The organism is Pseudomonas sp. TE36184 (assembly GCF_054060055.1).
In genome coordinates, this window is the sequence record NZ_JBSSCU010000001.1 from 3,130,589 (window position 1) to 3,144,296 (window position 13,708).

Below are 13,708 nucleotides of genomic sequence, written 5' to 3' on the forward strand. Positions count from 1 at the left end.
GGCGCTATTAACCGCTGTCGCGGCTTCAAGCATTCCCCACTCACCTTACACTTTCTTCAGCGTGCATCAGGCGTAGGCACTTATATACATACGCCTGTTCTCCTTACTCTTGGTCACCCGTTTTCCTGACACGAAACCATGCAGCATAAAGCGCGGGCAGGAACAGCAACGTCAATGCCGTCGCCACAATCAACCCGCCCATGATCGCCACTGCCATCGGCCCGAAGAACACACTGCGTGACAGCGGGATCATCGCGAGTACCGCCGCGAGGGCTGTGAGAACAATCGGCCGGAAGCGTCGGACAGTGGCTTCGATAATGGCCTGCCACGGCGCCAGCCCTGCCTTGATGTCCTGTTCGATCTGGTCCACCAGAATCACCGAGTTGCGCATGATCATTCCTGACAGGGCGATGGTGCCGAGCATGGCCACGAAGCCGAAGGGTTGGCGGAACACCAGCAGGAACAGCGTGACCCCGATCAGCCCCAGAGGCGCCGTGAGAAATACCATTACCGTGCGTGAGAAGCTGCGCAGTTGCAGCATCAGCAGCGTCAGCACCACCACGATAAACAGCGGCACACCGGCCTTGACCGAATTCTGCCCGCGGGCCGAGTCCTCGACGGTACCGCCGACGTCCAGCAGGTAGCCATCCGGCAGTTCGGCACGCACGCCGTCGAGGGTCGGCAGGATCTGCTGAACCAGGGTCGCCGGTTGTTCCTTGCCGTAGATGTCGGCGCGCACGGTCACGGTGGGCAGGCGGTTACGGTGCCAGATGATGCCTTCCTCAAAGCCGTATTCGAGGGTGGCGATCTGCGACAGCGCGACGCTTTTGCCGTTGTCGGTCGGCACGGCCAGACTCGGCAGCAGCGACAGTTCAGTGCGCTCATGGACAGTGCCGCGCAGGAGAATTTCGATCAACTCGTTGTCTTCCCGGTACTGGCTGACGCTGGCACCGGTCAGAGAACTCTGCAGGAATTTCGACAGGTTGGCGGTACTCACACCGAGGGCGCGCGCACGGTCCTGGTCGATATTGAGGTAGACGATCTTGCTCGGTTCCTCCCAGTCCAGATGCACGTTAGCCACGTGGGTATTTTCGCGCACCTTGGCCGCCACTTTGCGCGCCAGGGCACGGACTTCGTCGATATGCTCGCCGGTCACGCGAAACTGCACCGGGTAACCCACGGGCGGGCCGTTTTCCAGGCGTGTGACCCGTGAACGCAGGTCGGGGAACTGCTCGTTGAGGGTTTCGATCAACCAGATGCGCAGGCTTTCGCGCTCTTCGATGGACTTGGCCAACACCACGAACTGCGCAAAGCTGGCGGCCGGCAGTTGCTGGTCGAGGGGCAGATAGAAGCGCGGCGAACCGGTGCCGACATAAGCCACGTAGTTGTCGATGCCGGCGTGTTCCTTGAGCAGGGCTTCCAGGCGCTTGACCTGGCCAGCGGTGTTGCTCAGGGACGCGCCCTCGGCGAGTTTCAGGTCGACCATCAACTCCAGGCGGCCGGAAGCCGGGAAGAACTGTTGCGGCACAAAACGAAACAGTGCGACCGAGCCGACAAACAGCAGCAGCGTCAGCACGATCACGGTCTTGCGCCGACTGACACACCACTCCAGCAAACGTCTGACACGCCGGTAGAACGGTGTGCCGTAGGGATCGGGACCGTCAGCGCCGTGTTTAGCCGCATGAATTTTCGCCAAGTCCGGCAGGAGTTTTTCGCCCAGGTACGGCACGAACACCACGGCCGCAACCCACGAGGCGAGCAACGCGATGGTCACTACCTGGAAGATCGAACGGGTGTATTCACCGGTACTCGACTGCGCGGTGGCAATCGGCAGGAAGCCGGCCGCCGTGATCAGCGTACCGGTCAGCATCGGGAACGCGGTACTGGTCCAGGCAAAACTGGCCGCTTTAAGGCGGTCGTACCCCTGCTCCATTTTGATCGCCATCATTTCCACGGCGATGATCGCGTCATCCACCAGCAAGCCCAAGGCCAGCACCAGCGCGCCGAGGGAGATCTTATGCAAGCCGATGCCGAGGTAGTACATGCAGGCAAAGGTCATCGCCAGCACTAGCGGAATCGCCAGGGCCACGACCATGCCAGTGCGTATACCGAGGGAGAAAAAACTCACCAGCAAGACAATGCCCAGCGCCTCGGCCAGTACCCGGACGAACTCTCCGACACCGGTTTTCACCGCCGCCGGTTGGTCCGACACCTTGCGCAGTTGCATGCCCGCCGGAAGGTTCTTCTGCAGGCGTGCGAACTCGCCTTCGAGGGCTTTGCCCAACACCAGAATGTCGCCGCCCTCGTGCATGGCGACGGCCAGACCGATCGCGTCTTCGCCCATAAAGCGCATGCGCGGCGCCGGTGGATCATTGAAGCCACGGTGGATGTCGGCCACATCGCCAATACGGAAGGTTCGGTCGCCTACACGAATCGGGAAGCTGCGAATCTCTTCCACACTCTTGAAGTTACCCGACACCCGCAGTTGCACGCGCTCAGTCGGGGTTTCAAAGAAGCCGGCAGTGGAGACCGCGTTCTGCTCCTGCAGCGCTTGTTGAACAGCGGCCAGCGGTAAGCCGAGCGTGGCGAGTTTGAGGTTGGACAGCTCGATCCAGATCTTCTCATCCTGCAGGCCGAGCAGTTCGACCTTGCCCACATCCGGCACGCGCTGCAGTTGAATCTGGATGCGGTCGGCGTAGTCCTTGAGCACGGCATAGTCAAAGCCGTCGCCGGTCAGGGCGTAGATATTGCCGAAGGTGGTGCCGAATTCATCGTTGAAAAACGGTCCCTGGATATCCGGCGGCAAGGTCTGGCGAATATCGCTGATCTTCTTGCGCACCTGGTACCACAGCTCGGGAATCTGCGCCGAGCGCATGGCATCGCGGGCGATGAAGGTGACCTGGGATTCGCCGGGGCGCGAGAAAGACACAATGCGCTCGTACTCACCGGTCTCCATGAGCTTTTTCTCGATGCGTTCGGTGACCTGGCGCGACACGTCCTGGGCCGTGGCACCGGGCCAATTGGTCTTGATCACCATGGCCTTGAAGGTGAACGGCGGGTCTTCGCTTTGCCCAAGCTTGGTGTAGGACAAAGTGCCGACCACCGCCAGCAGGAGCATCAGGAACAGTACGATCTGGCGATTACGCAACGCCCATTCGGAAAGATTGAAACCCATCGGGGACTACTCCTTGACCGCCAGATTCACCACCCGGTTGGAGCGATCCACTGGGCGCACTTGCTGCCCCTCATGGAGCACATGAACCCCGGCGGCAATCACCCAGTCGGTAGGGCTCAAGCCTTCGAGCACAGGTACGGTTTTTTCGCCGAAGGCGCCGATACGCACCGGGGTACGCACAAGGGTGTCATCCGGCTGCACGCGCCAGACGTAGGACACGCCGTTCTCCGCGCTCAAGGCTGACAGCGGCACCGACAGCGGAATAACACCGTCTGCCTGTATGAAAACGCGGGCGCTCTGGCCCAACTCGGCCGGAACCTTACCGCCGGTGAAGGCGATGCGCGCAGCGAAGGTGCGCGATTTCGGATCGGCTGCGGGCGACAGTTCGCGAATACGTCCGGCAAATCGCTGGTCCGGTTGGCTCCATAACTCGACCGACACCGGCTGGCCGATCTTGAACCGGCCGAAGCCTTGCTCGGGCAGGCTGATCAGCACTTCACGCTCGCCATCGGTGGCCAGGGTGAACACGGTCTGGCCGGCGGACACCACTTGGCCGACTTCCACCGCGCGCTTGGCAACCACGCCGTCCTGCGGAGCGCGGAGTACGGCATAACCGGCCTGGTTACTGGACACATCGAACTCGGCCTTGATCTGCTTGAGGCGCGCCTCACCTGATCGGTACAGATTTTCAGCATTGTCGTACTGGGAACGGCTGACCAACTGACGATCCATCAGGGTCTTGTAGCGGTCACGCTCGGCACGCACCAGCCGCAGGTTGGCCTCGGCGGCGGCCACCTGGGCGCGGGTGGCTTCCAGTTGCAGGCGCACATCCTGAGGGTCGAGTTCCGCCAGCGGTTGATTGGCCTTGACCCGCTCGCCCTCCTCCACCAGCCGTTTGCTGACCTTGCCGCCAATGCGAAAGGCCAGGTCCGGTTCGTACCGGGCACGCACCTCGCCTGGATAACTGTCCATCGTCTGCGCCGCAGGCTGTGGTTGCACCACCATGGCCGGGCGGAGGGTAGTCTGGGGCGATTCTTCATGGCCGCAGGCGGCGAGTAGAAAGACCAGGCTGGCAGGCAACGCAAGGGGCAGGAGAATGCTGCGCATGCTGAAGGACCTTTCGCAAATGGTGCTAGGAATAATTATACTGGGCAGTATGTTATTAATACCAAACTCACCAGTCCAGTATTAAAGGTGGAAATGTCCGACAATCTTGTCAATACCAGTAGCCCTGGGCGTCCCAAGGACATGGCAAAACGCCAGGCAATCCTCGAAGCAGCGAAAATCCTGTTTTTGAGCAACGGTTACGCAAATACCAGCATGGATGCCGTGGCCCTTGAGGCCGGCGTATCGAAACTGACCGTCTACAGCCACTTCACCGACAAAGAGACCTTGTTCACCGCCGCCGTGATGGCCAAGTGCGAAGAACAGTTGCCGGTGATGTACTTTGAGCTGCCCGAGGGTGTGCCTGTGGAGACGGTGCTGCTGAATATCGGGCGCCGCTTCCATCGCCTGGTCAACAGCAAGGAATCGGTGAACCTGCACCGCCTGATGATGACCACGGGCAATCAGGACGTGAAACTCTCGCAGATCTTCTTCGAAGCCGGGCCGATGCGGATGTTGCAAGGCATGGAGCGTCTGCTCGGGCACATCGACCAGAGCGGCGCGCTGAGCATCGACAAGCCTTTTACCGCAGCCGAACACTTCTTCTGCCTGCTCAAGGGCACGGCGAACTTCTGCTTGTTGTATGGCTGCGGCGGGCAATTGAGCGAGGAAGCGGCCGAAGCCCACGTGCAGGATGTGGTGGGATTGTTTATGCGGGCCTATCGCCGAGAACCCGCTGCAAGCGGCAACGGGTGATCGCTTGCAGCGCGAGGCTCAGGACTTGAGTGCCTTTTTCGGATAGATGTCGTAGCGGCTGGATTTACCATCCAGCGCATGGCTCGGCTTGGGCCCCTCGATGCACGGCGCCTTGCGCGGGCGCTTGACCACCACGCGGTGACTGGCCAGGGCCAGCGCCGCCGCCAGTAGGGCCGGTGCGTCTGGATCGTCGCCGACCAAGGGGCGGAACAGGCGCATTTCCTTCTTCACCAGGGCGGTTTTCTCACGGTGCGGGAACATCGGATCGAGGTAGATCACCTGGGGCGGCTCGCCTTGCCAATTGAGCATCACCTCGATGGAGTTGCCCTTGAGCAGCGTCATCCGCGCCACGATCGGCGCCACCTCAGAATCCTCCGCCGCGCGTGCCAGGCCATCCTCGAGCAATGCGCCGATCAGCGGCTGACGTTCGATCAGGCTCATCTCGCAGCCCAGGCTGGCCAGCACGAATGCGTCCTTGCCCAGCCCGGCCGTGGCGTCCAGCACCCGTGGGCGCACGCCCTGGGCGATGCCCACGGCCTTGGCGATCATCTGCCCGCTGCCACCGCCGTACAACCGCCGATGCGCCGCGCCGCCTTCGACGAAATCCACGCGCACCGGCCCTGGCGCGTCAGGCCCGAGCTGTTGCAACTGCAGGCCCTGCTCCCCGACTTGCAGGGAAAACTCCGCATCCGCCAGCTGTAGCGGCAAGCCCAGCAGCGCAGCCCACTGTTCGGCGCGGGCCTGGAAGCCGTCGGCCAAGGCCTCGACCTGGATGCGGCTGGCCGCTGGTTGTTCGCTCATGAATCGCTACGCTCAAAAATATTAAGGATCGGCCAACAACGGCCGATAGAAACAAGGATCAGGTATTTTGCCAGAGCTGAGCGTCGACCGAGAAAAATGTCAGACATTCTTCCGCTAACCATCGGTGTACTGCCGACCCACAACCACTACGGCCTGCGCAATACTCAAGCGCTGGCCGGCGTCAGTCATGTGTGGCAGGACTTCTTCGCCCGCGCGTTGGCCGAGCAGCTCGGCGAAACGCCGGACGCGCTCGCGGCCAAGGCGCCAGCGCCGCTGGACCCAGCGGTGGAACCCAGCGCTGGCGCTGACCTGCTGTCGCAGATCCTCACCCAGCGTGAGTGCGACGTGAAAGACACCGAGATCGCCCCGCCTGAACCGCTGTTCCTGCCGATTGCCGAATTCGAAACCGAGTTGTTGCCACCGGCCGCCACGCCATTCCCGCAAGAAGAGATCGTCGCCCAGCAGCGCCAGCAGAATTTCGAAAGCACTTGGGTGCGCCCGATCGTGCTGAGCGCCGGCCAACCGCTACCGGAACCCGGCGCCGCGCCGGAACCGCGCCCATTGCACTTGCCGATCGCCGAGTTCGAACTGGACCTGCTGCCACCGGCCGCCACGCCGTTCCCGCAAGAAGAGCTGGTCGCCCAACAAAAGGCCCTGGACTTCGACTACCACTGGGCGCGTCCGCTGATCGTCAACAACCTGCGCCTGGCAGCATAAGCCTCAACGCCGCGCCCCATGCCGTGCGAACACGCGTCGCTTAATCCTTGAAGAATTGACTGGCCTGGCTGTAGGGCATCGAGCGCTCGGTGAAAGTAAACGTGCCGGACTGGTACACCTCCTGCGCCGCGCGGTAAAACTCGCCATACGCCGCCAGCGCCATGGCCGAGCCCACGCTGATGCGCTTGACGCCCATCGCGCTCAACTGCGCCACACTGAGTTTCAGGCCGCCGGACATCAACACATTCACCGGTTTTGGGGCCACGGCCTTGACCACCGCCAGCACCTCCTCGGCACTGCGCAGCCCCGGCGCATAGAGCACGTCCGCACCGGCTTCGGCGTAGGCCTGCAGGCGGCGAATAGTGTCAGGCAAATCCAGGCGACCATGCAGGAGGTTTTCTGCACGGGCCGTCAGCATGAACGGGAATGGCAGGCTGCGCGCAGCAACGACCGCAGCTTCCACACGCTCGACGGAAAGGTCAAAGGAATAGATCGGGTCGACGGCGATACCCGTGGCATCTTCGATGGAGCCACCGACGATACCGCTGGCCGCCGCGCGCAAAATGGTCCGGGCGCAACCGTCGGGGGTGTCGCTGAAGCCGTTTTCCAGGTCGGCGGCCACCGGCAACGCGGTGGCCTTGGCGATCATCGTGGCGTTGACCAGGGTGTCTTCCAGGGACAGCGCCCCTTCGGCATCCGGGCGCCCCAGGCTGAACGCGTAGCCCGCGCTGGTGGTGGCCAGGGCTTCGAAGCCGAGGCTGGCGAGCATGATCGCCGAGCCTGCGTCCCACGGGTTGGGCATCACAAACGCACGATCGCGTGCATGCAGGGCCTTGAAGGTTTCGGCGCGAAGGGTTTGGGCATCCATGACTGACTCCTGGCGGGAAAAGGAGCCTTAGAGTAACCCCAGTTGCTGCGCTGCGGGTTCGCGGTGCAAGGTCGGCAACGCGGGCAAGCCGGGCAAACGTGCCATCAGCTTGGCGTGAAAACGCAGCGCCAGTTGCGCGGCGAGGCGATTATCCGAGGTGTGCAGGAACACGTAGGGGGTGCGTCCCTCTTCGATCCAACCGGCGATCTTTTCCACCCACGGGATCAGGAAGGGGTCGTTGGCTTCAAGCTCGGGGTGGCCGATGAAGCGCACCTGGGGAAACAGGGTCAACGCCGCCGGACGCGGTGGTACCTTGGGTTTTTTCGCCTGGGCATGCAGCACCGCGGCCGAGGTGGATGTGCAACTGAACAGGGCGCGAGGGTCGAGGCAGATCCGTTCGACGCCACGGTCGCGCAGCAGGCGGTTGAGCATGCGCTCGGCATCGCCCTTGGCGAAGAATTGCGGGTGGCGCACTTCCACGGCCAGGGGGCGTTCCAGCCCGTCGATAAACCCGGCCAACTCACCAAGGCGCTGCGGCGAAAAGCTGGCCGACAATTGCAGCCACAGCGGCGAAACGCGCTCACCCAACGGGCTCATCAAGCCGACGAAACTGTGTGCCGCCGGCAGTTGCTCACGCAGGTCGCCACCGTGACTGATGTCACCGGGGAACTTGGCAGTGAAGCGAAAATCCGCGGGCATGATCTCGGCCCAGCGCTGCACGGTGGCGGCCGACGGGCGCGCATAAAACGTGGTGTTGCCTTCCACCGCGTTGAAGACTTGCGAGTAGAGGGCGAGGTAATCGCTGGAACGCGCATCGACAGGGTACAGGTACTCGCGCCAGGCGTTTTCACTCCAGGACGGGCAACCGATGAAATAAGGCAGGCGCATCAGATGTGGATGTCGAGACCCAGCACTTCCATATCCCATTCGACAAAGCCGGCGGTGGTCAGGTAGCTGGCCAGGGCGGTGGCGACGCTTTTGCTCATGGAGCGCGGGAAGACCATGTCTTGCTGGCGGGCAGGAAGACCACTGGTACGCGCGTTTGCAGCGCCTTGGGGGCTGGACGCTTCGGACTGGACCTCGATGAAGTCCGGCGAATCCTCGACGGACTCGTCTACCGTGACGTTTGCCTTGCGCGGCTTACGCTTGAGGGGGTAGGACTGTGAGGAAAAGCCGTCTATACGCATCGATGCGAACTCGGTATCAGTAATGGCATTTTAGTGGCGCAATCCGTAGCGCGCAAATGCTCTGGTGATAACTAGAACACATAAATGGAAAAAGGTTTAAACGCCGGGGCAAATTCTGACGATTGGCGCGCTTTGGCCAAAAACACCCGTATTTTTGACGTCAAATTATCCCGCGTTCGGCCTTGGTCTGCGCGACTTTATCGCGCAGATACACCGGCGCAGCCTGGTCCGCAGCAATCGCTTCGCCGCGCTCGAACGCAAAGCGCGCCAGGGTCAGCAGGTCTTCGGCATGCGGCAGCATTGTGGCGTCCTGGCCAACCAGCGGCACACCGATGCGCTCGCCATAACCCCAGCCCGTACCGGCACCGAACCAATCACCGCTGGCATCGCTCGGCAACTCCGCCGCTTCGGGGGGCAGCACGGCCTCAACGCCTGCCAGGCGCATCTCGCCGTCGGTTTCGCGGTAGCAGCCCCAATAGACTTCATCCATCCGCGCATCGATCGCCGCCGCCACTTGCCGCGCACCGTGTTCACGCAACGCACGCTGGGCCAGTACGGCGAGGTTGGACACCGGCAACACCGGGCGCTCCAACGCAAAGGCCAGGCCCTGGACCACGCCGATGGCGATACGCACGCCGGTAAAGGCGCCCGGGCCACGGCCGAAGGCGATGGCGTCCACGGCCGACAGGCTCGTGCCGGCGTCCTCCAGCAGTTGCTTGATCATCGGCAACAGCTTCTGCGCGTGCAGGCGCGGGATCACCTCGTAGTGGCTGGTGACCTTGCCATCGTGCAGCAAGGCAACCGAGCAAGCTTCAGTCGCAGTGTCCAGGGCCAGCAGGGTGCTCATCGGTGTCGGTGTCCAAGTCGAAAAAAAGTGCGCCAGTATAAACAACAACGGCCCGCAAGCGGGCCGTTGTGCGTAAAGCCGATGGTTCGATCAGCTCAGTGCTTGCAGCACCTTGCCGGTGATCGCTTCCACCGAGCCGACGCCAGGGATGTGGCTGTACTTCGGCTTGCCTTGGGCAGCCGACAGCTTCTGGTAGAAATCCACCAGCGGCTTGGTCTGGGAATGGTAGACCGACAGGCGATGACGCACGGTTTCTTCGGTGTCGTCTTTACGCTGCACCAGGTCTTCACCGGTGACATCGTCCTTGCCTTCCACTTTCGGCGGGTTGTAGATGGTGTGGTACACGCGACCCGAGGCCTCGTGAACGCGGCGACCGGCGATACGCTGTACGATCTCTTCGTCTTCAACCGCGATTTCGACCACGGCGTCCAACTCGACACCTGCCGTCACCAGGGCTTCTGCCTGGGGAATGGTGCGTGGGAAGCCGTCGAACAGGAAACCATTGGCGCAATCAGGTTGCGCGATACGGTCCTTGACCAGCGCGATGATCAGGTCATCGGAAACCAGACCGCCAGCATCCATGATGCTTTTGGCTTTAATGCCCAGCTCGGTGCCTGCTTTTACCGCAGCGCGCAGCATGTCACCGGTGGAGATTTGTGGAATGCCAAATTTTTCAGTGATGAACTTTGCCTGAGTACCTTTACCGGCCCCGGGAGCTCCCAGCAGAATGACGCGCATCGATGTGCTCCTCAATTTTTTATAGAGATGACGCTCGGATTCGCCGCGGGGGCCAATCTCGTAAAAATGTGGGTCCAGGCCGCCCAAACGGCCAAAGGCTGATCAAGATACACAGCAGGCCTTAACCACACAAGCCGCCAAAAGTAGGAAAAACCCGCACCACACATGCGTCATAGGAGAGGTGTGCCTGAGTGCAACCCGCCCCCCTAAACGCCGACCGCCCTGTTAAGGACGGCCGTCGTGGGTTATCTGCAAGCCGTTGAGCACACGCAAAAAACCTCAGCCTGTATTGCGCAAGCCGGCGGCGATACCGGCCACGGACACCAGCAACGCCTGTTCCAGAGGGCTGTCCTGTGCCGCTTCCTGGCGACGCGAGCGCGCCAGCAATTCGGCCTGCAACAGGTGCAAGGGGTCGAGGTAGGTGTTGCGCAGGCGGATGAACTCCAGGGTGTCCGGGCTATGGGCCAGCAGTTGCGACTGGCCAGTCAGGCCAAGCACCACCTGGCAGGCCTGCGACAATAGGTCGCGTAAATGCGCGCCCAACGGCAACAGCTCGGGCTGCACCAGGCGCTCGTCATAGAGCCGCGCGATATCGGCATCGGCCTTGGCCAGCACCATTTCCAGCATATCGATGCGGGTGCGGAAGAACGGCCATTGCTCGCGCATCTGCCCCAGCAACTCGCCTTCCCCGCGCTCCAGCGCCTTGCTCAACGCCGCTTCCCAGCCGAGCCAGGCGGGCAGCATCAGGCGGGTCTGGGTCCAGCCGAAGATCCACGGGATCGCCCGCAGGCTTTCAATACCACCGGCACGGCGTTTGGCCGGGCGACTGCCCAAGGGCAGGCGCCCCAGCTCCTGCTCCGGGGTGGACTGGCGGAAATACTCGACGAATTGCGGATTTTCCCGCACCACCGCGCGGTAGGCGCTGACGCCGTCCGCTGCCAATTCATCCATCAAATGGCGCCAGTCCGGCTGCGGTGGTGGCGGCGGCAACAACGTCGCTTCCAACACCGCCGCCAGGTACAGATTGAGGTTCTGCTCGGCGATGTCCGGCAGGCCGAATTTGAAGCGGATCATTTCGCCTTGTTCAGTGGTGCGGAACCGCCCCGCCACCGAGCCCGGCGGTTGCGACAGAATCGCCGCGTGGGCCGGGCCGCCGCCTCGTCCGACGGTGCCGCCGCGACCATGGAACAACAGCAGTTCCACCTGTTGCTCGCGACAGATATCCACCAGACGTTCCTGCGCCCGGTACTGCGCCCAGGCGGCGGCGGTGGTGCCGGCGTCCTTGGCCGAGTCCGAGTAGCCGATCATCACTTCCTGCGGGCCTTGCAGCCGTGCGCGGTAACCCGGCAGCAGCAACAGTTTTTCGATCACCGGGCCGGCGTTGTCCAGGTCGGCCAGGGTTTCGAACAGCGGCGCCACGCGCATCGGCCGTTGCACGCCCGACTCTTTGAGCAACAGTTGCACCGCCAGCACATCCGACGCGGCGCCGGCCATGGAGATGACATACGAGCCCAGGGACGCGGCCGGGGCGGCGGCGATTTCGCGGCAGGTGTTCAACACCTCGGCGGTATCCGCCGACGGCTTGAAATAGCCCGGCAGCAGCGGTCGACGATTGACCAGTTCCTTCATCAGGAAGCCGATACGCATCTCTTCGTTCCAGTCTTCGTAACGCCCCAGACCGAGGTAATCGGTGATTTCGGTCATCGCCGCGGTGTGGCGGCTGGCGTCCTGGCGCACATCCAGGCGCACCAGGAACAGGCCAAAGGTGACGGCGCGGCGCAGGCAATCGAGCAACGGACCATCGGCGATCACGCCCATGCCGCACTCATGCAGCGACTGGTAGCACAGCTCCAGCGGGTCCAGCAGGTCGCGGTTGTGTTGCAGCACATCCGCCGGTGCCGGGATGGCCGCGCTCAATGCGGCTTGGGCCCATTGGCGGGTCGCCCGCAGGCGATCACGCAGTTGCTTGAGCAGCACGCGATACGGCTCGACGCTGTCGCCGACCTTGGCCTGCAACGCCGGGCTGGCCTGCTGCATCGACAGCTCCGAGGCCAACTGATCGATATCGCGCAAGTACAGATCGGCCGCCATCCAGCGTGCCAGCAGCAAGACTTCGCGGGTGACCGGCGCGGTGACATTCGGGTTGCCGTCACGGTCGCCGCCCATCCACGAGGCGAAGCGAATCGGCGCCGCTTCCAAAGGCAGGCGCAGGCCGGTGGCGGTCTGCAACGCATGGTCGGCCTTGCGCAGGTAATTCGGGATCGCCTGCCATAACGAGTGCTCGATCACCGCGAAGCCCCATTTGGCTTCATCCACGGGCGTGGGCCGGGTACGGCGGATTTCCTCGGTGTGCCAGGCCTCGGCGATCAGCCGTTGCAGGCGCTCGCGGATCTGTTCGCGCTCGGCGGTGGTGAGGTCACGGTGATCCTTCAGCGCCAGTTGCGCGGCAATCGCGTCGTATTTCTGGATCAGGGTGCGACGGGCCACTTCGGTGGGGTGCGCGGTGAGGACCAGCTCGATCTCCAGGCGCCCCAATTGACGGGCCAGGGATTCATTGCTGTGGCCTTCGCGTTGCAGGCGCGCCAACAACTCCGGCAACACCCGCGATTCGAAAGGCGCCGGTTGCGACTCATCGCGCCGATGAATCAACTGATACTGCTCGGCGATGTTGGCCAGGTTGAGGAACTGGTTGAAGGCCCGGGCGACCGGCAACAGTTCGTTTTCCTGCAGTTGGTTCAGACTGGCGCTGAGTTCCTCGCCCGCCGCCTGATCGGCCACCGCGCCACGCCGGTCAGCCTTGGCGCCTTTGCGGATCTGCTCGATCTTGTCGAGAAAATCATCGCCGTACTGCTCTCGAATGGTGTTGCCCAACAGTTCACCCAGCAGGTGAACATCCTCACGCAAGCGTGCATCGATATCACTCATCAGCCAATCTCCAGCCAGAAATCCGGGACGCGCAGGCCTTCCAGAGTGCCGCCCGCGTCACTTTCTGACAAGGCCAAGCACAAACCACTTTAAACCTTGTGGCTTACAGCTAGTCTCATGAGTGAGTCGCCGCGTTTATCCACGCTGGCGGCTGGTCGCTCATCACCGCCCGTTACCCAGGGTTTTATTGAGGTTGCCATGAAAATTCGAGAACTGGCCCAGCATTGGGAAGAAAACGCCAAGGGTCGCCTGACCAAGACGGAGTACGCGATCCATCTGGACGTGGAATCCGCCGCCCGCCTGGCGGCCATCGCGGAGATGTACCCCAAGCGCCACCCCGAAGAATTGCTCGGCGAGCTGATCGGCGCCGCCCTCGAAGAGCTGGAAACCAGCTTTCCGTACATCAAGGGCCAGCATGTGATTGCCACCGACGAAGAGGGTGATCCGTTGTATGAAGACGTTGGCCCCACCCCGCGCTTCCTGACATTGTCGCGCCGCTATCTGCACGACATGTCGGCCGGCGCCGACGAACCGAAGCACTGATCAGCCGTTCTTAAACACCCTCCATCCCGCGTATTTCCGGGCCTCAC

The 13,708-nt window shown here is 62.5% G+C and carries 12 protein-coding genes; 3 read left to right on the forward strand and 9 right to left on the reverse strand.

Annotated features, from left to right (window positions below; translation table 11 throughout):
- Window positions 1-103 precede the first annotated feature (103 nt).
- Together ACVWZP_RS14035 and ACVWZP_RS14040 are read right to left on the reverse strand one after the other, a co-directional pair.
- Window positions 104-3,175: an efflux RND transporter permease subunit gene (locus tag ACVWZP_RS14035; protein ID WP_457369864.1), complete on the reverse strand. Its 3,072-nt coding sequence runs from the start codon at window positions 3,173-3,175 to the stop codon at window positions 104-106.
- A gap of 6 nt (window positions 3,176-3,181) precedes the next feature.
- The gene (locus ACVWZP_RS14040; protein ID WP_046384480.1) at window positions 3,182-4,282 is read right to left on the reverse strand and encodes an efflux RND transporter periplasmic adaptor subunit; all 1,101 of its coding nucleotides are present in this window, start codon (window positions 4,280-4,282) and stop codon (window positions 3,182-3,184) included.
- Window positions 4,283-4,375: 93 nt separating this feature from the next.
- On the opposite strand from ACVWZP_RS14040, the gene ACVWZP_RS14045 reads away from it, so the two are divergent.
- Window positions 4,376-5,035, forward strand: a complete 660-nt coding sequence (locus tag ACVWZP_RS14045; protein ID WP_026139764.1) for a TetR/AcrR family transcriptional regulator — start codon at window positions 4,376-4,378, stop codon at window positions 5,033-5,035.
- An 18-nt stretch (window positions 5,036-5,053) separates the two neighbouring features.
- Here the strand turns inward: ACVWZP_RS14045 and ACVWZP_RS14050 are convergent, their stop codons facing one another.
- The gene (locus tag ACVWZP_RS14050; RefSeq protein ID WP_324744536.1) at window positions 5,054-5,836 is read right to left on the reverse strand and encodes a class I SAM-dependent methyltransferase; all 783 of its coding nucleotides are present in this window, start codon (window positions 5,834-5,836) and stop codon (window positions 5,054-5,056) included.
- Between the two features lie 96 nt (window positions 5,837-5,932).
- On the opposite strand from ACVWZP_RS14050, the gene ACVWZP_RS14055 reads away from it, so the two are divergent.
- Window positions 5,933-6,553, forward strand: coding sequence for a hypothetical protein (locus ACVWZP_RS14055; protein ID WP_017844713.1), 621 nt, complete (start codon window positions 5,933-5,935; stop codon window positions 6,551-6,553).
- A gap of 40 nt (window positions 6,554-6,593) precedes the next feature.
- Here ACVWZP_RS14055 and ACVWZP_RS14060 read toward each other — a convergent pair whose 3' ends face one another.
- From ACVWZP_RS14060 to ppc, 6 genes are all read right to left on the reverse strand, one after another.
- A complete protein-coding gene (locus ACVWZP_RS14060; protein ID WP_017844712.1) occupies window positions 6,594-7,421 on the reverse strand; it encodes an isocitrate lyase/PEP mutase family protein in 828 nt (275 codons plus the stop codon).
- Window positions 7,422-7,448: 27 nt separating this feature from the next.
- A complete protein-coding gene (locus tag ACVWZP_RS14065; RefSeq protein ID WP_104903815.1) occupies window positions 7,449-8,309 on the reverse strand; it encodes a DUF72 domain-containing protein in 861 nt (286 codons plus the stop codon).
- Window positions 8,309-8,608 carry a hypothetical protein gene (locus ACVWZP_RS14070; protein ID WP_017844710.1) on the reverse strand — a complete coding sequence of 100 codons (300 nt, stop codon included), beginning with the start codon at window positions 8,606-8,608 and terminating at the stop codon, window positions 8,309-8,311. Before ACVWZP_RS14070 ends, ACVWZP_RS14065 begins: the two co-directional genes overlap by 1 nt.
- Before the next feature lie 160 nt (window positions 8,609-8,768).
- Window positions 8,769-9,455, reverse strand: coding sequence for a tRNA (adenosine(37)-N6)-threonylcarbamoyltransferase complex dimerization subunit type 1 TsaB (tsaB, locus tag ACVWZP_RS14075; protein WP_104903816.1), 687 nt, complete (start codon window positions 9,453-9,455; stop codon window positions 8,769-8,771).
- Between the two features lie 90 nt (window positions 9,456-9,545).
- A complete protein-coding gene (adk, locus tag ACVWZP_RS14080; RefSeq protein ID WP_046384484.1) occupies window positions 9,546-10,193 on the reverse strand; it encodes an adenylate kinase in 648 nt (215 codons plus the stop codon).
- A gap of 279 nt (window positions 10,194-10,472) precedes the next feature.
- Window positions 10,473-13,118 (reverse strand): phosphoenolpyruvate carboxylase, encoded by a 2,646-nt coding sequence (gene ppc / locus ACVWZP_RS14085; RefSeq protein WP_457369865.1) that lies wholly within the window; start codon window positions 13,116-13,118, stop codon window positions 10,473-10,475.
- A 198-nt stretch (window positions 13,119-13,316) separates the two neighbouring features.
- Between ppc and ACVWZP_RS14090 the strand changes: the two genes are divergently transcribed.
- Window positions 13,317-13,661 carry a hypothetical protein gene (locus ACVWZP_RS14090; protein ID WP_017844706.1) on the forward strand — a complete coding sequence of 115 codons (345 nt, stop codon included), beginning with the start codon at window positions 13,317-13,319 and terminating at the stop codon, window positions 13,659-13,661.
- Window positions 13,662-13,708 lie beyond the last annotated feature (47 nt).

Excerpts from the sequence above, each read along its gene's own strand:
- ACVWZP_RS14090 (WP_017844706.1), top strand. The coding sequence starts at position 13,317 with ATGAAAATTCGAGAACTGGCCCAGCATTGGGAAGAAAACGCCAAGGGT.
- adk (WP_046384484.1), bottom strand. The coding sequence starts at position 10,193 with ATGCGCGTCATTCTGCTGGGAGCTCCCGGGGCCGGTAAAGGTACTCAG.
- ACVWZP_RS14060 (WP_017844712.1), bottom strand. The coding sequence starts at position 7,421 with ATGGATGCCCAAACCCTTCGCGCCGAAACCTTCAAGGCCCTGCATGCA.
- ACVWZP_RS14070 (WP_017844710.1), bottom strand. The coding sequence starts at position 8,608 with ATGCGTATAGACGGCTTTTCCTCACAGTCCTACCCCCTCAAGCGTAAG.
- ACVWZP_RS14035 (WP_457369864.1), bottom strand. The coding sequence starts at position 3,175 with ATGGGTTTCAATCTTTCCGAATGGGCGTTGCGTAATCGCCAGATCGTA.
- ACVWZP_RS14045 (WP_026139764.1), top strand. The coding sequence starts at position 4,376 with ATGTCCGACAATCTTGTCAATACCAGTAGCCCTGGGCGTCCCAAGGAC.
- ACVWZP_RS14050 (WP_324744536.1), bottom strand. The coding sequence starts at position 5,836 with ATGAGCGAACAACCAGCGGCCAGCCGCATCCAGGTCGAGGCCTTGGCC.
- ACVWZP_RS14040 (WP_046384480.1), bottom strand. The coding sequence starts at position 4,282 with ATGCGCAGCATTCTCCTGCCCCTTGCGTTGCCTGCCAGCCTGGTCTTT.
- ACVWZP_RS14065 (WP_104903815.1), bottom strand. The coding sequence starts at position 8,309 with ATGCGCCTGCCTTATTTCATCGGTTGCCCGTCCTGGAGTGAAAACGCC.
- tsaB (WP_104903816.1), bottom strand. The coding sequence starts at position 9,455 with ATGAGCACCCTGCTGGCCCTGGACACTGCGACTGAAGCTTGCTCGGTT.
- ppc (WP_457369865.1), bottom strand. The coding sequence starts at position 13,118 with ATGAGTGATATCGATGCACGCTTGCGTGAGGATGTTCACCTGCTGGGT.
- ACVWZP_RS14055 (WP_017844713.1), top strand. The coding sequence starts at position 5,933 with ATGTCAGACATTCTTCCGCTAACCATCGGTGTACTGCCGACCCACAAC.